The following is a 16,893-nucleotide window of genomic DNA, read 5'->3' as shown; positions in this document are numbered from 1 at the left end:
TCCAGCCCAGGAGGCCACCATGTTGAAGGAAGTCACAACACACACAACACGTATACGCGCGATCAGCCAACTCCACCGCGGAGACGAGATCGAAGCCCGCCTGTCCGTGGGTCCCGCCTACGATGACGTGGTCATTCGGCGCGGACGGGTTCAGGAAACGGCACCGGGAATCGGCGTCGTCTGGATCATGGATCACGTCTCCGGCATGAGGAAAGCCATCAATACCGACGAATGCAGTGTTTGGCGCGTCGCCTGAACCGGCTTGACCCCAAACCCCCTCAGCCACCGGCCACGGACTGGACAATCAGGACCTCCTGGCCAGCGGCAACCTCCGTCTCAAGACCCTTCAGACGCCGGACCTCATCACCGTTCACGTAAATATTCACGAAACGGCGGAGTGCCCCGGTTTCATCACGCAATCGCCTGGCCAGCACCGGATAATCTCCGGTCACCGAATCCAGCAACTGTCCAACGGTCACAGCCCCGTCGGCGGACGCAGTCAGATAGGACTGTCCGCCGACGAGTGGCTGCAGGACGCCAGGCAACAAGACCGTAAAGTCAGCCACAACGGACCTAACCAGGTACCGGGGCGCTGGCCTTTTGTTCCAGCTCGACGGCGGTGTTGTTGCCAACCACGACGGCGGCACGCACGCACAGCACGTCCGGCAAGTGCGAGGCCACTTCAGTAAAGGTCTCGCCCTCGTCGGCGCTGGCGTACACGTCACCCCCGCGGGTTCCGAAGTACACGCCCACGGGCTCTGCCGAATCCACCGAGGCAGCATCACGGAGCACCGCGTTGTATTCGTGGTCCGGGAGGCCCGTGTGGAGTTCCTTCCATGAATTGCCGGCATCGCCGGTGCGATGCACACTGAGCTTGCTGTCCGGCGGGATGCGTTCACCGTCCGCCTTCAACGGAATCACCCAGGCCGTTCCCTCGCGCCGGGGGTGCGTGAGCATCACGAAGCCGAAGTCGGCGGGCAGCCCCTCCGCGATGGAGCCCCAGTTCTCGCCGTCATCGTCCGTGCGGTACACGCCGTGGTGGTTCTGCGCGTACAAACGGCCCCCGACGGCGGCATCCGCTGCGATCTTGTGGACGCACTGGCCGAACTCGGGGTTGGGGTCGGGCATGAAGTAGGCAGAGATCCCTTTGTTGCGGGGTTCCCAGGAGGTGCCGCCGTCGAGCGATCTGTAAACGCCGCCCGTACTCATGGCGACGTGGACTTTCTCACCGGACGGGTCCACCACAATCGAGTGTGCCGCCGCGCCGCCGTAGCCAGCACCCCACTCGCTGCGGTGCGGGTGGTCCCAGAGCCCGCGGTTCAGCTCGAAGTGCTCGCCGCCGTCGGTCGATTTCCACACAGAGATCGGTTCACAACCTGCCCAGACGACGCCAGGGCGGGAATCGGCGTCGGGGTAGATCTGCCAGATACGTTCCAGGGCGGCGTCGGTGCCGTCCGGGAATTTGATGGCACCCTGCTCGGGTTCTGTCCACGAGGCGCCAAGGTCGTCTGAATGGGCCACGGTGGGGCCCCAGTGCTCGGACCGTACGCCCACCAAGATCCGGGTTTTGCCGTCCCGCGTGTCTATCCCGATGCTTGGAATCTCGCTCATCAGGAAGTGCGGGCCGGAGAGGGACCATTCTTTTCGGTCTGTGCTGGTTGCCAGCCACAGGCCTTTCTTGGTCCCGATCGCTAAGACATAACTCTCTGCGGTAGCCATGCTGTCCATGCAACCACCGGGGTGGATGGGTGGCAAGGCCCATTTTGCACCGCCAACACGCCTCAAACCGAAAATGCCGGATCCTGGAATTCATGAGTGAACTGCCTGCGAATTCCCGAGTATGGTGACTTGATGCCCCGTTCAAACAAGCTCACCGAAAATCAGGCATTGGCTCTCACGTGGCGACTGAATTGGGTATTCGCCATATCTGTTGCCGGTTTGGCAATCTCTCTGCTCCTTGCGTGGAGCTATCCGGGGCCGTTCCTTGGCCCCATCCTGGTCCTCATATTCTTCTTGGCAGTGGCGTCCAGCGCCGCCGCGCTGGCCGTGGTCCGCATAAAGCTCACGTCGATGCGTGGTTCCAACGAAATTGGAAATTGAGAGACTCCTACCTATTCACTAAAGTCACAAAACATGCTTGACTGTTGGCTTTGCGGCCGAATACGGTTCGCGACAACAGATCCGGGGGATGAGATGAATTACGGGGATGACAGGCATTGAAAACAGTGAGTGAAAGTTCCGCGGACTCCGGCCAGTAGCGGGACTGCGCCGTGGTTACAGCCGCATTGCAAGAGGGAACAATTGTCCTGGACCCATTTTCCGTAAGGATGGTCCTCGGGCTGGTTACCCTGACCCTGATCGTCATCTCCTACCTCTCATCCCAACGCAAACGCTCGCCCTACGCCGGTTGGTGGCGGGCAGCCCTTTGCCTCTTCTTCGTGGGCAATGCCGCCTTTCTGTTGAACGGCACCAGCCTCCAAATCTGGGCGAATCCCGTCGGCAAAGCACTGGTTGTGGCCGGCGCCTTCTGTGTCTGGGCAGGCGCACGAACACTGCGGGACCGGCGGGCCAGCCCCTGGCTGCTGCTGCCGGGATCGTTGCTCAGTGCCCTGGCCGCGGTGCTGGACGGGCCGGATTCGAATGTATGGTCAGGCGGATTGGTTTACCTGGCCCTCACCACACTGGCCATCACTCTGGCCGCAACAGAACTCTGGTTTGCCCGGCCCGCCCGCTCGAGGATCACCAAGTTCTTGTCCGTTACCGCGGCAGTCACCGCGGTCTACTACTTGTTCCGGACGGCTACCTACGCCATCGAGGGGCCGGACGGAGAAGTCTTCCGCACCTTCTTTGGTTACGCACCGGCAGCCCTGATGCACTTGATGCTCCTGGTTTCCGTGTCCTCCACCATGAACACGCTCAGCAACAAACAGCTGATCAGGCGGCTCAAGGAGCGTGCCGAGCGCGACCACCTGACCGGGCTGCTGAACAGGGGAGCTTTCCTGGACCTTGCCGCACGGCACCTTGTTCGGCCAGCATCGGATCGAGGTGCGGCCCTGATCCTGGCTGATTTGGACAATTTCAAGGCCGTCAATGACGAGCATGGGCATTCCGCCGGTGACGCCGCCCTCCGGGCTTTCGCAGTTGCCTGCACTTCCTCGGTCCGGACAACGGACCTTGTGGGCAGGTATGGCGGCGAAGAGTTCATCCTCTTCCTGCCGGGAGCCACCCAGCAACGGGCAGAAGCCATCGCTTCTGAAATCAGTAGCCGTCTCTCTGCCATGGAGGCTCCGGATGGCCAACCATTCCCGACCGTGAGCTACGGTGTCACCTCCACCGGCGTGGAAGCTCCGGACCTGGCCTTCATGATCAACGTGGCGGACGCTGCTCTGTACAGCGCCAAGGCCCAAGGCAGGAACAGGGTGGTGGGTGCTGACCCTGTGCAGGCGGAATCCGATGTGGACAAAATAACCCCCTAGCCCGCTGGAACGCTAGGCGGCGCTGGTCCCCCTGACAGAGTGAACCGTGGAAGTCTTCGGGTAGTGCTGAGGGTCCCGGTCTTCAGATGCGGGGAACTCAAAGAGATCGATCATGAGCTGTTGTTCGTAGACGAGCCGCTGTGGGCTGGCCATGATGACCCGCCCGTCCACCATGAACTCAACACCTGCTTCAGACCAGCGGACACCGTAGCTGTGTGGTTCAGTGGCGTCCATGGGCAAGTGGATATCCCTGACGTCTGTGGTCAGCCGTGGATCATGGTGTGCTTTGATGCCGACGCGAACTGTGGAACCGCCCGGACCAATCTTGTCCCCAAAAAGCTCTGCCACGCAGAGTTCACCGGAATCATCGGGGCCCGACTCTTCAAAGCCCACCAACCAGATGGCCAGCATGCAGCTAGGATCCGCGGTTGCACTGGCGTTGACATGGACCTCTCCGGCAACCGGTGTCCACAGCCGCCGGGTTGGCTGCGGCGTCACCACCAGCAGGTCATCCACGCGGTGGCGGTGCGTTCCGCGTGTGGAGCCTGCCGGTCCGGAGAAGGTCCCCGTTTGCAGGTTGCTGACCCGAAAGGACCCGTCGGCGTCACGCCAGGCAGGCTGGTCCGCATCAATGCGCAACCGCAATCCAGCACTGGAAAAGTCATAGCGGGCCTGGGACCTGGCGGGCACAGTCCACTGGGGCAGGTAGTGGTCCACCCAGAGATCCTGGTTGAGGGCCGGTCCGGCAAAGCGCTCGTCAAAAGTGGGCACCAGCAAAGCCTAAACGAGCCTCCGCCGCGGAGAAGCCACAAACCAGACGTCAGTCCACAAACTCAGACTGCGTCTCGATGAAGTCCCAATCGGCCAAGGTCAGCACGCCACTGACCTTGTCCGGATGCGGGCCACCGGCCTCGGCAATATGCTGCAGCACCTGCAACGGAAGCTCCTCGGCGCGCAGGTTTTCACGCAACCACTCTTTGCTGTCCAAGTGCAGATCCAGCCACCACATGAAGATTTCCATCGCGGACCGCCTTCCCTCGGATTAACCGTAGGCCGGGGCGGAGGCGTCTACAAGGGCCGGCATCCACAGACCCTTGTAAGCAGGGATACGAAGGGCCAATCTATTCGTAAGGGCACTCAGGCGTGCTGTTCGCAAGCCGGAATGACCCTAAGCACAAGGGATCCGCGATGGACTGTGACATCGAGCTGGAAATCGACACCGGCTCTGCACGCGGTGAATACACGGTGCACGTGGTCCGTGCACCGGCGGGAGGTCACGCTTCGGGGGCGTTCACCTTGGACGTGGATGGCATCCTGGACCGGCTCCCCCAGCTGGAAGCCACCGTACTGGCTTCCGCCGTCGCGGCCCGGCGGACCATGCCTGTGGCAGAAATGGTTGTCCGTGAGGTTGGGCAGGAATTGTTCCAGGCTTTGTTCACCCGTGAGGTCTACGGAACGTACCGGGCCAGCCTGGGCGCCGCCCAACATGCCGGCCAGCAACTCAGGGTGGTCCTGAGATTGGCCGCCCCGGAGTTGGCCACCATGCCGTGGGAAACCCTGTTCGACCCCGAAACAGAAACCTATCTCTGCCAAACCGAACCCCTGCTGAGGCACGTCCCGGCCCCGGATTACAACCAGAATCCTTTGGATGTGGCTCCCCCGCTGCGCATCCTTGGCATCGTCGCTTCGCCGCGCGACCTCCCCGCCCTGGACGTTCAGGCGGAAAAAGAGCACCTGAGCCGGGCTTTGGCCGGTCCTGTGTCCGAAGGGCGGGTGGAGTTGGTCTGGGCGAAGAGTGGAACCTGGGACGACGTGCAGTCCATGCTGCTGGCCGGTCCGTGGCATGTGGTGCATTTTGTGGGTCACGGCGACTACGACTCGCGGACCGACGAAGGCAGAATCGCGCTGGTGGGGCCGGATGGCCGGGCCGCCATGGTCCGCGCTGTGCGCCTGATGGCCCTCCTCAGCGTCGCCGCGCCCCGCCCGCGGTTGGTGGTGCTGAACTCGTGCTCCTCCGGTGAAATGGGGCAGTCTGACCTTTTCTCCGGGACCGCATCAGCTCTGGTGCGGAGCGGAATCGGGGCTGTGGCCGCGATGCAGTTCGCCATCAGCGACTACGCTGCCATCGCTTTCGCTCACGGTTTCTACGCCGCGATCGCCAACGGCCGCACAGTGGATGAGGCCGCCCGCGTGGGCCGAATCTCCGTGATGGCCAGCCCCGACGGCACACTCGAGTGGGTGACCCCCGCCTTGTACGTCCGCGGCGGTTCCACCCAACTGTTCACGCTGAAAGGCATGCCGCGGGCCTCAACTGCCGGTGAGGGTGCGACGCCGGCCGGAGCCTCGGGCGCGCAGGCGGCGGTACCAGCCACGCCGGGTCAACCGGCAGCCCCGGTGGGTGCAGCAAGCCCCGCCCAGGCAGGCACCGCCCAAGCCGGCGCCGAATTAACCAGTGCTACCCGGGCCAGCGCCGAACAAGCCATGAAACGCGCCCAGCTGCGTGCCCTCTACGTTCAGGCATCAGCGGAGCTGCGGGCCCACCGCTTGGAGCAAGCCACAGAGCTACTGGACGATCTTCTGACCTTGGAGCCCGGATACCGGGATGCGGCAGCGTTGCGGGACTCTGCCCGGAACCGGCTGCACCTGGCCCGGGCGTACCGCGAAGCACTCGAAGCAGAAGAAGCCGGTGACTGGCTCGCCGCTGCCGACGGGTTCGCGGCAGTTCAGGACGATCCCGGATTCCCCGAGGCAGCCACACGAAAACAGGACTGCGAGCGCCGCCAAAGAGTCTCCGATTTGCAGGGCGAACTGCGCTACCACTCGTCGCTGGGGTCCTGGGAAGCAGTGCTGGACGTCTCCGCGGAGTTGGCATCAGTGGACCCGGACGCAGCAGACCCGGACGGACTCACCACCGCAGCGCTGGCGGAAATCGAGAAGGCCACACCTAAAGAATTGCCCAAGCCTGAAGAAGCACCTGAACCAGAGCCTGCACCGAGGGGGTTCTATACGTCTGTGTCCCCGCCACCAGCCCCAGCTCCGGCCCCGCCACAAAGGTTGCCAGAGACTGCTGGGCCGCCGCAGAAAGACACCACGCCAAAAACCCAAACTCCGGCACCTGCCCGGGTTCCGGCGTCGGGCCCTGATATTTCCGTACCGCGCACAGGCCGCAGCCAGGAACCCCTGAATTGGACACCGCTGGCCTGGGGCGGTGCCGCGCTGGCCGTGGCCGGCGGACTGGGCACCTGCTTCGCGATCTACTTCCTCTGGTTCGATGAGAACTATTGGTATGAGAGCGGCGGCGATGGCTCCCTGCGAGTGGTCTACGGCTTGGTGGCGCCGCTGGGGTATCTGTTGCTGGCGGTGGCCGGCCTTCCGGACCGGACCGTCATGGGGCGGTTGGTGATGGCGGGAGTGGTGGTGTCCGGGGCCGTTTTTGGGCTCTCCGGACTGAATTACACCGTGGAATTGACCGCGGTGGTGGCCAGTTTTGTCCACGCTGCGCTGGGTTTATGGGCTGGGGTCCTGGCTTTGCGTGCGCAATCCGTGAGGGCTGACGGATGGCTGCTGCTCTGGCCTACCGTGACTGTGCCGTTGGTGTGGATCCAGGACAAGGGCACGTTCCTTGAATCCTGGTACCGGACCCACGCCTACTTTGCCTTGGTGCAACTTGTGATTGTGTGCGCAGCGGGTGTCGGTTTCCTGGTGGCGGGCCGCCGCCTGCGTGCGTCGTCGGAGAAGGGACAGGAACATGAGCCGGCTGGTTGAGTTCACCACGGACGACGGCGGCACAGTGGTTGTGGAGGTCGCCAGCGCGGCGGGGAGCCTGGTGACCAGGGGTGGCGATCACGCAGGCGATCATTCCGGCGTGTTCGCAAGGGCCCAACAGACCTTTGAGCGGGCGCTGGCGCATGTCCGTCCCGCTGTTCAGGGAGTGATCGATGAACTGTTGAGCTTGGAAAACCGGCCCGATGAGGTGAGCGTGGAGTTCGGCATTGACCTGCACGCGGAGGCGGGCGCCTTCATTGCATCAGCGAGCACTGCGTCAAATTTCAAGGTGCGGCTCACCTGGAACAAGCCTTCTGAAAGCTAACCCGTGGTGGCCCCCAAACAGCCTGTTCAATGGCACTCCGCGGCGCAACAATAAGGGTATGGCTGCGGAGAGTTTCAGCGGAAGGATCCCCATGGTGGTCGGCGTCCTGCCGGATCAGCATGTGGAGGTCCTTCAGACCGCCCGGACCTTGGCCGAGCAGCTGGGCGTGCCGCTGGTGTGTGCTTACGTGGACGAGGCCAGCTATTTGGTGGAGTGGGACCCCTCGCGTGAGACACACCGGATGTCGCTGCACCCGGATAAGGACGACGAGGAGGTCGCAGCCGTCCGCGACGATCTTGGCAAGGTGATCGGCGAAGCAATGGATGGCGGCACGGCCGATTGGACGTTGCGGCTCCTGGCCGGCGATCCCGCCCGGGCCTTGGGCCGTTTGGCGTCGGACATCAACGCTTCCATGATCATTGTGGGTACGCCCGAGCCCGGTTTGGGGCATCGGATTTCGGAGGCGTTGAACGGTTCGGTGGCAGCGTGGCTCAGCCATCACCAGCGCCGGCCGGTGTTGATTGTGCCGCAGAAAAAGAAGCCTGGCACTGCTCATAAAAACTAAAGCGAAAGTACTTATTCGAGGTGGTGGCAATGGGCCCCGGGGCAACGTAGAGTAATTACTGCAGGTCAGCGAAAGCCCCTGCTCAAAGGCCGCTCCGGAGTGCGTATCCCCCAATAACGCACTCCGGAGCTCTTTGTTTTAAGCGGCCGTTCAGGCGTGTACCGTCCCCACCCTCTTTGGCGCGAAAATGGCCCCGACGCGCCTTGAGCAAGGCGTGTCGGGGCCGTTTCGATTTCATAGTAGGTGGTGGCGGTACAGGGTCACCACGGGTAACTCACGACGCCGGCACCCGGCCTGGGTGCCACAGGCTCATCTGACGAAGGTGTACAGCAGGGCCGCCATTCCGAAGCCCACAACGGAGAGCACCGTTTCCAGCACGGTCCAGGTTTTCAGGGTGTCCTTGACGGACATGTTGAAGTACTTGGAGATGATCCAGAATCCGCCATCGTTCACGTGGCTGGCAATGATGGAGCCCGAGGAAATGGCCACCACGATCAACGCGAGCTGCGGCTGGGTGTAGCCGGTTGCCAGGCTGGGAGCCAGGATGCCGCCGGTGGTCACGATTGCCACGGTGGCCGAGCCCTGCGCAATGCGCATGCCGGCACTGATCACGAAAGCCGAGAGGATGATCGGCAGGCCGGCTTGGGACAGGGAGTCCGCCACAGCCTTGCCAACACCGGTGGCGGAAAGGACAGCGCCAAAGAACGCACCGGCACCAACAACCAGCAGGATCATGCCTACGGGACGCAACGAGGAGCCCGTGATTTCGCTGAGCTCAGCGGAGGTCATGCCGCGGCGGATGCCCAGTAACCACATGGCCAGGAGCACGGCAACGGTCAATGCGATGGCCGGGTTGCCGAAGAACTGGAGCACGTCCCGGAACGGGCCGGCCGGTGCGAAGATGTTGCCGAAGGTACCGCCCAGGATGAGGATCATGGGCAGGCCGATAGCCAGCAGTACCAGTCCGATGGAAGGCTCATTGCCCTTGGCAGTGTCCGCTTCGGGAACAATCCGGTCCTCGGGCACGGAGACCATGACGCGCTTGCCGATCCAGGTGCCCCACAAAATACCGGAAGCGAACCAGGCCGGGATACCGCAGATGAGGCCCATGAGGATGATCCAGCCCAGGTCCACGTGGAACAGCCCGGCTGCAGCAACGGGGCCGGGGTGCGGCGGAAGGAAGGCGTGCGTCACGGAGAGACCAGCCAGCAGCGGCAGCGCGTACAGGGCCAACGACTTGCCGCCACGGATCGCGGCAACATAGACCAACGGCGCCAGGACGAAGATGCCGATGTCGAAGAACACCGGGATACCCAGCACGAAGCCGGTGATACCCATGGCCAAGGGGGTGCCCTTTTCCCCGAAGATCTTCACAAGCCTTCCCAGCAGCACTTCCGCGCCGCCGGATCGCTCAAGGATGGCGCCGAGGACAGTACCGAGGCCGATGATCACCGTGATGTGGCCGAGGATGCCGGCAAAACCCTTCTCAATGAGGGCGTCGCTGCTCTTGGTGGCTGAGCCCACCAAGGCCTCCACGGAGATCCCACCCACCAGGGCCACGATCACACCGGTTCCCACCAGGGCGATGAACGGTTCGAGCTTGACCTTGATGATCAGGAACAGCAGAAGGGCAATGCCTGCGCCTGCCAGGAGGAGCAGGCCGGCGGTATCGTGCCGCAGCCATTCGAGAAATTCATTCATGGGCGTTTCTTTCTGGGTGAGTCCTACTTGAGGGTGCCGGTGAAGGCGGCGGCACGTGCCGCGATGTCTGCCCAGTCGCCTGCAGCAACTGCTGGGGGCGGGACCACGCTGGTGCCGCAGCAGACTGCGGCAGCACCGGCGTCGAGGTAGCTCTTGGCGTTGGAGGCGTCGATGCCTCCCGAAGGCAGCAAGCGGATGCCCGGGTACGGGCCCTGCAAGTCCTTCAGGTACGCCGGGCCGAGCTGCCGGGCGGGGAAAATCTTGACGGCGGCGGACCCCAGGTCCAGGGCTTGCGCCACCTCGGTGGGGGTCATGGCTCCGAGGCTGAACGGGATCCCCGCAGCCACGGCCACGGCGGCAACTTCCGGACGGAGGCCCGGCGTCACCAGGAACTGCGCACCGGCGTCGATCGCTGCGCGGGCTTGGTCGGCGGTCATCACTGTGCCGATTCCGACGGCGGCACCGTGATCCGCTGCCGTCTCCGCCGCACGCTGTACATGCTTGAGCACATCCGGGGTGGTGAAGGTGAGCTCGACGCTGCGGATGCCGCCGTCGGCCAAGGCCCGGCAAAGATCCGCGGCGTCGGTGATGGACGGGGCGCGGACCACGGCCAGGGTGCGGTCGGCTTCGAGCTGCTGGAGGAACTGTTCAGGGGTCATTGTTGTCCTTCTCGGGTAAGGCCGTCACTGTGTCGGCGCAAGGCACGGCCGGCGCGCGCACCGGTGGGGTTGCCGCCGTCGATCGCTGCGGTGCCGTTGACGAAGACGTACTGGATGCCGCTGGCGGCTTGGCGGGGGTTCTCAAAAGTGGCTTCGTCGCGAATGGTTTCGGGATCAAAGAGCACGACGTCGGCCGCGTAGCCTTCGCGGACCAGCCCCCTCTTGTGGAGCTTGAGTCGCGCGGCGGGACGGCCGCTGAGGTGATGGACCGTTTCCTCAAGGCTGAGCAGCCCGAGGTCGCGGGAGTAGTGGCCGAGGTAGCGCGGGAACGTGCCCCAAGCACGGGGGTGCGGCTTGGCGCCAACCAGGAGTCCGTCGCTGCCGCCGGTGTGGGTGCGGTGCTTCATGATGGCCTGCACGTTTTCCTCGTGGCCCACGTGCTGGAGGATGCCCGTCCCGAGGCGATCCTCCGTGAGGATGTGCGCGAAGACATCGAAGGGTTCTTGCCTGGTTTCGGCCGAAATGTCCTTGATGCTCTTGCCCACGTAGCCTGCGAGCGCAGGGTTCTGCACTCCGCTGATTTCCAGGGTGTCCCACTCCGCAACCACGCCGTGGCAGCCGTCTGAGCCGTAGATCTCCACGGCTTCCCGGATGCGTGCCCTGGTTTCCGGGTCTGCCAGCCGGGCCAACGTGGCCTCGGTTCCGCCGGAGGAGGCCCAGCTCGGGAGAATGGCGCTGAGGGTGGTGGCCCCCGGGAGATACGGGTACGTGTCCAGGGTGATGTCCACGCCCTGCTCCAAGGCGTGGTCGATCAGGTCCAGTAGTTCACCGGCGCGGCCCTTGTTCTCCGCGAAGTTCATGGTGGCGTGGGAGAGATGCAGGGCACAGCCGGTCTGGCGGCTCAGCCCGATCATCTCAGCGTAAGCATCGAGCGCTCCTTTGCCGTAGGAGCGGTGGTGCGGCGCATAAAAGCCGCCCATTTCCCCGACGGTGCTGCAGAGCCCGGCGAGTTCCTCGGTCTGCGCGTACATTCCCGGCGTGTAGGTCAGGCCCGAGGACATACCCACAGCACCTTCCTCCATCGCCGTGCGGATGACGTCCTGCATCTGCTGCTGTTGCTCCGGCGTGGGGTCACCTTCGGCGAAGCCCATCACCATGGCCCGGACGGTTCCTTGGGGAACGAGGTAGGCGGCGTTGGTGGCGATGCGGCCGCCGTCTTCCTCAGCGTCCAGGCGGTCGAAGTATTCCCCCACCGTCCGCCAGTTCCAGTCGAAATCGGCCGGATTGTCGTTCCAGCCGGCGATCTTCTCCCGGACACCGGCCAAGGTGGCGTCATCCACCGGGGCGTAGGACAATCCGTCCTGGCCCAGCAATTCCGTGGTGACTCCCTGGCTGAGCTTGGCGTAGTGCTCCCTGTTGACCAGCAGTTGCAGGTCCGAGTGTGCGTGCATGTCGATAAACCCTGGGCTCAGGACGAGTCCCGTGGCATCGATGATGCGGTCCGCTCCGGTTTCCTCTGCGGTGAGGGAACCAGCGGTGAGGGAACCAGCGGCGAGGGAACCAGCCTCGACGACGGCGGCAATCACCGGGCCGTCCAGCAGGACGTCCGCGCTGCGGCGGTCCGCTCCGGTTCCATCCACCAGGGTGGCGTTGCTGATGAGAATCTTCATGGCAGGGGTCCTAGAAGAAAGTATGGATAAGGTCGACGACGGTCTGGTCGCCGTTGGTGTCCGCGAGGACCGGAATGACGGTCCATTTGTCGAACGCGGTGCACGGGTGGGACAAGCCCAGCCTCACGACATCGCCGGGGCTCACCGTAGTGGTGTCGGCGTCGAAGGTCATGAAGCTGTGCTGGTCATTGACCGAGGTGATGCAAGCGCCAACCAAAGGCTGCATGGCGCCGCCCAGCTCCGGGCCGATGAACTGCGGTTCGGGCAGCCCTTCGTCGAAGGGGAGGTCGCGCTTGCCGGCGTCCAGGATGGCCAGGCCGGGTTCGGTCTGCGAAACGACGCGCGCCCAGCCGTACATTCCGGCCGTGAAAGGCTGGTCTCCTTCACGGGAGAACGGCGAGATTCCACGGTAGAAGCCGTCGTCGTGGATGATGTAGGCGCCGCTGCGGATCATGAGGTCCACGGTGGGGCCACCCTCCGAATCTGCGCTGATGTAGGGCGACAGAACCGATACGACGTCATCAAAGTAGGCGCTTCCCCCGGCCGTGAGGATCACGGAATCCGTGCCGTACAGGCCTTCGGTGAGAAGCCTCTGGTGCAGCAGTCCCATCTGGGCGAGGTAGCCACGGACGGCGGCCAGTCCGGCGTCGTCCGCTGTGTGTGCGAGTGAGCCTTCATAGCCACTGACGCCTGCCAGCCGCAGGTTCGGCGAGGCCGAAATGGCATGTGCCACCTCCATGGCAGCGTCCACGCCACGGGCGCCGGTCCGTCCGCCATGGGCTCCGAGTTCCACCAGGACATCCAGTACGGCGTCGCTGCCGTCAAGTGTCCGGTTGATGACATCCACGGTTCCCAGGGAGTCGATCCAGGACAGGGTGGTGGTGTCCGCGGGCTGGCCTGCCACCCACTGGATTGCGTGTGGGTCCGTGAGGCTGTTGGCGAGCTGCAGGTTCCGTACACCGAACTCGCGGGCCACGCGCAGCTGCGCGAAGTTGGCCAGTGTGATGCCCCAGGCGCCACGGGTGAGCTGCTCGGCCCAGAGCTGCGGGGCCATGGTGGTCTTGCCGTGCGGGGCAAGCAGGACACCGTGTTCCGCGCACCACTCGGCCAAGCGATCGGCGTTGGATGCGAGCGCGTTGGCGTCGAGTGTCAGCAGCGGGGTCTGGAGGTCGGCCAGCGTGTGCCTGGCGGCAAGGAAGTCCGCGTGGGTGGTCCCGTTCTCGGTGGCCGGCACGGCCTTGTGCCGCCAGTCGAGCCGGCGATCGGCAAGGTCCGCCACGGCGGATGCCGAGATGGCTTCGGAAGTATTCACGCGTTGGTTCCCTTCGCGGTGCTGCGTTGTTGAAGCTGCGTTGTGGGGGCTTATGGGGACTTTTGGCTGCGTTGCGTATTTTGCAACGCTGGTTGCAAACCTGCTGGTGATATGTCTAACATGGTGGCGGATTGAGAGTCAAGGCCGCTGCGAAGCGCATGAACTAGTGGGAGAACGATGCTTTCAGCTGTATGCGTGGGCGAAACGATGGCCATGCTTACCCCTGTCCACGCCGTTCCGCTGCACCTGGCCACCGAGCTTCACTTCGGGATCGGCGGCGCGGAGTCGAACGTCGCCATGGGCCTGGCCGCCATGGGTTTGGACACACACTGGGTCAGCCGGGTAGGCAACGACGGCTTCGGCACACGGATCCTTTCTGACCTTCGCGATCACGGCGTAGGGGTTTCCGGCGTCGAGGTTGACCATTCCCTTCCCACAGGCCTCTACGTGAAGGTTCCCGCCCAGGGTTCAGACCCCGACGGCGGCAGTTCGGTTTTGTACTACCGGCAAGGATCTGCGGCCTCCGCCATGGGACGGGCCACGCTCGCCAATCCGGCCGTATCTTCTCTGCTGGAAAACGCTGCCCTGATCCACCTGAGTGGGATCACCGCAGCGTTGTCCCCCGAGTGCCTGTCATTGCTGGAAGCCATCCTGACTGAGCCAAGAAACGGCCGGACCATCAGCTTTGACGTCAACTGGCGCGAAGCCCTCTGGGCAGGGCAGGATCGTTCCGTCCTGCAGCGCCTGGCGAACCTGGCCGACGTCGTGCTTGTAGGAAAGGACGAAGCCGAGCACGCGTTCGGCACCACCGACGAGGCAGAGCTCCGCCGCATGATGCCGGACCCCGAGGTGCTGGTCATCAAGAACGAGGCCATCAGCGCCATTGCGCTGACGCGCGGCACGGCTGACTCAAGCGGCACCCGGGAAGAGGTATCCGCACTGTCCGTTGCCGTCGTCGAGCCCGTTGGCGCTGGCGACTCGTTCGCCGCCGGGTACCTCAGCGGCATGCTGTTCGGGCTCGGCCAAAAGGAGAGCCTGCGCCGGGGCCACGTCGCTGCTGCGTGCACGCTCACCGTTCACGGTGACCGCGGCCCCTTGCCCGACGCCGCCGAGCTCGCAGCCATCCTCGATTCTTCGGATGACGCCTGGGCTGCTATTCATGTTGAAGACGGACAATTCAACACCAGAACCGGAGCGTGACACCGTGAGCCAGAGCCTCATGCGGGCCATCGACCTACTCGGCGAACTTGCCGCCAAACCCGCAACCCTGGACGAACTCGCGTCCAAGGCCGCGGTGCACAAGACCACCGTGATGCGGCTCCTGCACGCCATGGAGGAGAAGCGCTTTGTGGTGCGCGACGAGGACCAGCGGTTCATGCTGGGCTCAAAGCTCTTCGAACTGTCCTCGCTGGCACTGGAACAGCGGGACATCCGCAAGGTGGCCCACCCGCATCTTGCCGAGCTCAACGGCCTCACCGGGCATACGGTTCATTTGGCCGCGTTCGAAGGAAGCGAGGTGGTGTACATCGACAAGTTCGAGTCCCACCACCCGGTCCGTATGTACTCGCGCATCGGCCTCACTGCATCGCTGCACTCGGCCGCCGTGTCCAAAGTCCTCCTCGCCGACATGCCGCGCAGCCGGCAGGAAAAGATTGCGGCGGGGCTGGACTACATCAAAGTTACCGAGAACACCCTGACCTCACCGGAGGCCCTCCTGGCCGAGCTGGAACAGGTCAGGATCCAGGGCTGGGCCCACGACAATGCCGAGCACGAAGCGTTTGTGCACTGCATCGCGGCCCCCATCCGCGACGCCAGCGGCGCCGTTGTAGCCGCAGCCTCTTGTTCGGTACCGGTAGTGATGCTCAGCTATGAAGGCTTGCTTGAGCTGCTGCCCGACCTCAAAGCCAGCACCGAGGCCATCTCCAACGACCTCGGCTGGATCAGCCACGAAAGGAACTCAGCATGAGTGAAAAGACCGTAGTACTGACCGAAAACGCCCCCGCCCCGGCGCACGTATTCTCCCAGGGCATCAAGAAGGGTGGCATGTTCCAGGTTTCCGGCCAGGGCCCCATGGACCCCGCCACCAACCAGTACATCGGCGAGGGCGACGTCAAAGTCCAGACCCGCCGCACGCTGGAAAACGTGAAGGCCATCCTGGAAGCCGGCGGATCCTCCGTTGAGGACGTCCTCATGTTCCGCGTCTACCTCACCACCCGCGACGATTTCGCCGCCATGAACGAGGTCTACGGTGAGTTCATCCGCGAGAACGTCCCCAGCGGTCTGCTCCCGAGCCGCACCACCGTGTTCGTTGACCTGCCGCACGAGGTCATGCTGGTGGAGATCGACGCCCTGGCCGTGACTGCGTAACCCTCTCTCACCTAACGCCGTTTCCCGGAGAACCCTCTCTCACCTAACGCCGTTTCCCGGAGAACCCTCTCTCACCTAACGCCGTTTCCCGGAGAACCCTCTCTCACCTCTGGTCTGAAGGCTCGACGGCGGCACTCACGCGAGTGCCGCCGTCGAGCCTTAAGTGGTGGCTGGGACGCGTACCGTCACCACCCACTTTGAAGCTGCAACCACCCCAACACGCCGCGAAGGCCGGCGCGCCTCGTCTTCCAGGGCTCAGAGTGGGTGGTGGCGGCACGCGCCTACCTTTGGAAGCGGAGCTTCCACGGAGTAAGCGCAGACTCCAGCTGTTCGCGGAGATTCATCTTGGATGCGCCCTCCACTCTTTCTTCGAAGTGGATGGGCACCTCGGCGATTTTCAGTCCTTGCCGGGCTGCCCGGTAATTCATCTCTACCTGGAATGAGTAGCCATCACTGCGAACGGTTGCGACATCAATCCGCACCAGGGCATCAGCCCTCCACGCTTTGAATCCCGCTGTTGCGTCCTTGACCTTTAGATTGAGAACTGCGCCCACATAAAAGTTGGCCCAGGCAGAGAGTGCCTTGCGATGCCACGGCCAATCCGAAGCCGTAGACCCGCCAGCGACATATCGTGAGCCGATGACCAACGCGGCGCCTGAGGTGCGAATCAGGTCAAGCATCGTCGGGATGGCCGACACGGGATGGGAGAGATCTGCGTCCATTTGGATGACGATGTCCGAGTTCTCAGCCAGGGCCCTGGCCATTCCAGCCACATAAGCCCTTCCCAGCCCATCTTTTTCTTTCCGGTGCAGCACAGACACCGCTCCCATGGATTCCGCTGCCAACTGGTCAGCTACCGCCCCGGTTCCATCGGGGGAATTGTCATCCACCACGAGCACACTGAGATTCTGGATACCCAGCGCGTGGATCCGGGCAACAAGAACCGGCAAGTTCTCCCGTTCATTGTAGGTAGGCACCACAACGGTGATTTTCGGATTATCAATAGTCAAAAGTGGGTCCCCAATTCGATTTCGGATCTATCCCGAGCACGGC

The 16,893-nt window shown here is 63.6% G+C and carries 18 protein-coding genes; 9 read left to right on the top strand and 9 right to left on the bottom strand.

Annotated elements, in window-relative coordinates:
- Window positions 1–19: 19 nt before the first annotated feature.
- Window positions 20–256 carry a hypothetical protein gene (locus BLW08_RS14470; RefSeq protein ID WP_090822585.1) on the top strand — a complete coding sequence of 79 codons (237 nt, stop codon included), beginning with the start codon at window positions 20–22 and terminating at the stop codon, window positions 254–256.
- Between the two features lie 22 nt (window positions 257–278).
- Here the strand turns inward: BLW08_RS14470 and BLW08_RS14465 are convergent, their stop codons facing one another.
- Together BLW08_RS14465 and BLW08_RS14460 are read right to left on the bottom strand one after the other, a co-directional pair.
- Window positions 279–566 (bottom strand): MoaD/ThiS family protein, encoded by a 288-nt coding sequence (locus BLW08_RS14465; RefSeq protein WP_091325917.1) that lies wholly within the window; start codon window positions 564–566, stop codon window positions 279–281.
- Between the two features lie 7 nt (window positions 567–573).
- Window positions 574–1,728: a WD40/YVTN/BNR-like repeat-containing protein gene (locus BLW08_RS14460; RefSeq protein WP_091325916.1), complete on the bottom strand. Its 1,155-nt coding sequence runs from the start codon at window positions 1,726–1,728 to the stop codon at window positions 574–576.
- Between the two features lie 123 nt (window positions 1,729–1,851).
- Between BLW08_RS14460 and BLW08_RS14455 the strand changes: the two genes are divergently transcribed.
- Window positions 1,852–2,100 carry a hypothetical protein gene (locus tag BLW08_RS14455; RefSeq protein WP_139244906.1) on the top strand — a complete coding sequence of 83 codons (249 nt, stop codon included), beginning with the start codon at window positions 1,852–1,854 and terminating at the stop codon, window positions 2,098–2,100.
- Window positions 2,101–2,270: 170 nt separating this feature from the next.
- The gene (locus tag BLW08_RS14450; RefSeq protein WP_091325913.1) at window positions 2,271–3,476 is read left to right on the top strand and encodes a GGDEF domain-containing protein; all 1,206 of its coding nucleotides are present in this window, start codon (window positions 2,271–2,273) and stop codon (window positions 3,474–3,476) included.
- A 12-nt stretch (window positions 3,477–3,488) separates the two neighbouring features.
- Here BLW08_RS14450 and BLW08_RS14445 read toward each other — a convergent pair whose 3' ends face one another.
- Both BLW08_RS14445 and BLW08_RS14440 read right to left on the bottom strand, forming a co-directional pair.
- Window positions 3,489–4,247: a LamG domain-containing protein gene (locus BLW08_RS14445; RefSeq protein ID WP_217639247.1), complete on the bottom strand. Its 759-nt coding sequence runs from the start codon at window positions 4,245–4,247 to the stop codon at window positions 3,489–3,491.
- A 49-nt stretch (window positions 4,248–4,296) separates the two neighbouring features.
- The gene (locus BLW08_RS14440) at window positions 4,297–4,497 is read right to left on the bottom strand and encodes a hypothetical protein (protein WP_091325910.1); all 201 of its coding nucleotides are present in this window, start codon (window positions 4,495–4,497) and stop codon (window positions 4,297–4,299) included.
- Window positions 4,498–4,664: 167 nt separating this feature from the next.
- Here BLW08_RS14440 and BLW08_RS14435 point away from each other — a divergent pair, with 167 nt between their 5' ends.
- Genes BLW08_RS14435 through BLW08_RS14425 form a run of 3 tightly spaced genes read left to right on the top strand, consistent with a single transcriptional unit; the run spans window position 4,665 to window position 8,131 of the window.
- Window positions 4,665–7,241 (top strand): CHAT domain-containing protein, encoded by a 2,577-nt coding sequence (locus BLW08_RS14435; protein ID WP_091325908.1) that lies wholly within the window; start codon window positions 4,665–4,667, stop codon window positions 7,239–7,241.
- Window positions 7,225–7,566 (top strand): CU044_2847 family protein, encoded by a 342-nt coding sequence (locus tag BLW08_RS14430; protein ID WP_090821900.1) that lies wholly within the window; start codon window positions 7,225–7,227, stop codon window positions 7,564–7,566. Before BLW08_RS14435 ends, BLW08_RS14430 begins: the two co-directional genes overlap by 17 nt.
- Window positions 7,567–7,624: 58 nt before the next feature.
- Window positions 7,625–8,131, top strand: coding sequence for a universal stress protein (locus BLW08_RS14425; RefSeq protein ID WP_091325906.1), 507 nt, complete (start codon window positions 7,625–7,627; stop codon window positions 8,129–8,131).
- Between the two features lie 309 nt (window positions 8,132–8,440).
- Here BLW08_RS14425 and BLW08_RS14420 read toward each other — a convergent pair whose 3' ends face one another.
- The 4 genes from BLW08_RS14420 to BLW08_RS14405 are packed head-to-tail and all read right to left on the bottom strand — an operon-like array spanning window position 8,441 to window position 13,473.
- Entirely contained in the window at window positions 8,441–9,832 is a 1,392-nt protein-coding gene (locus BLW08_RS14420; RefSeq protein ID WP_090821904.1) for a GntP family permease, read from the bottom strand.
- Between the two features lie 23 nt (window positions 9,833–9,855).
- Window positions 9,856–10,491 (bottom strand): bifunctional 4-hydroxy-2-oxoglutarate aldolase/2-dehydro-3-deoxy-phosphogluconate aldolase, encoded by a 636-nt coding sequence (locus BLW08_RS14415; RefSeq protein ID WP_091325905.1) that lies wholly within the window; start codon window positions 10,489–10,491, stop codon window positions 9,856–9,858.
- The gene (locus tag BLW08_RS14410; protein ID WP_091325903.1) at window positions 10,488–12,161 is read right to left on the bottom strand and encodes an N-acyl-D-amino-acid deacylase family protein; all 1,674 of its coding nucleotides are present in this window, start codon (window positions 12,159–12,161) and stop codon (window positions 10,488–10,490) included. Before BLW08_RS14410 ends, BLW08_RS14415 begins: the two co-directional genes overlap by 4 nt.
- Window positions 12,162–12,171: 10 nt before the next feature.
- Window positions 12,172–13,473, bottom strand: a complete 1,302-nt coding sequence (locus BLW08_RS14405) for a type III PLP-dependent enzyme domain-containing protein (protein WP_091325901.1) — start codon at window positions 13,471–13,473, stop codon at window positions 12,172–12,174.
- Window positions 13,474–13,650: 177 nt separating this feature from the next.
- On the opposite strand from BLW08_RS14405, the gene BLW08_RS14400 reads away from it, so the two are divergent.
- From BLW08_RS14400 to BLW08_RS14390, 3 genes are read left to right on the top strand one after another with little or no spacing between them, the layout of a single operon-like run.
- On the top strand, window positions 13,651–14,673 hold the full coding sequence (locus BLW08_RS14400; RefSeq protein WP_091325898.1) for a sugar kinase: 1,023 nt from the start codon (window positions 13,651–13,653) through the stop codon (window positions 14,671–14,673).
- Window positions 14,633–15,439, top strand: a complete 807-nt coding sequence (locus BLW08_RS14395) for an IclR family transcriptional regulator (RefSeq protein WP_091325896.1) — start codon at window positions 14,633–14,635, stop codon at window positions 15,437–15,439. Before BLW08_RS14400 ends, BLW08_RS14395 begins: the two co-directional genes overlap by 41 nt.
- Window positions 15,436–15,840, top strand: coding sequence for a RidA family protein (locus tag BLW08_RS14390; protein WP_090821916.1), 405 nt, complete (start codon window positions 15,436–15,438; stop codon window positions 15,838–15,840). Before BLW08_RS14395 ends, BLW08_RS14390 begins: the two co-directional genes overlap by 4 nt.
- Before the next feature lie 281 nt (window positions 15,841–16,121).
- Here BLW08_RS14390 and BLW08_RS14385 read toward each other — a convergent pair whose 3' ends face one another.
- The gene (locus BLW08_RS14385) at window positions 16,122–16,850 is read right to left on the bottom strand and encodes a polyprenol monophosphomannose synthase (protein ID WP_091325894.1); all 729 of its coding nucleotides are present in this window, start codon (window positions 16,848–16,850) and stop codon (window positions 16,122–16,124) included.
- Window positions 16,851–16,893: the final 43 nt, after the last annotated feature.

Source organism: Arthrobacter sp. cf158, from assembly GCF_900106835.1.
Classification (GTDB): Bacteria; Actinomycetota; Actinomycetes; order Actinomycetales; family Micrococcaceae; genus Arthrobacter.
The sequence above is the reverse complement of the archived record's forward strand: the minus strand, read 5'-3'. Positions and strand labels throughout refer to the sequence as shown.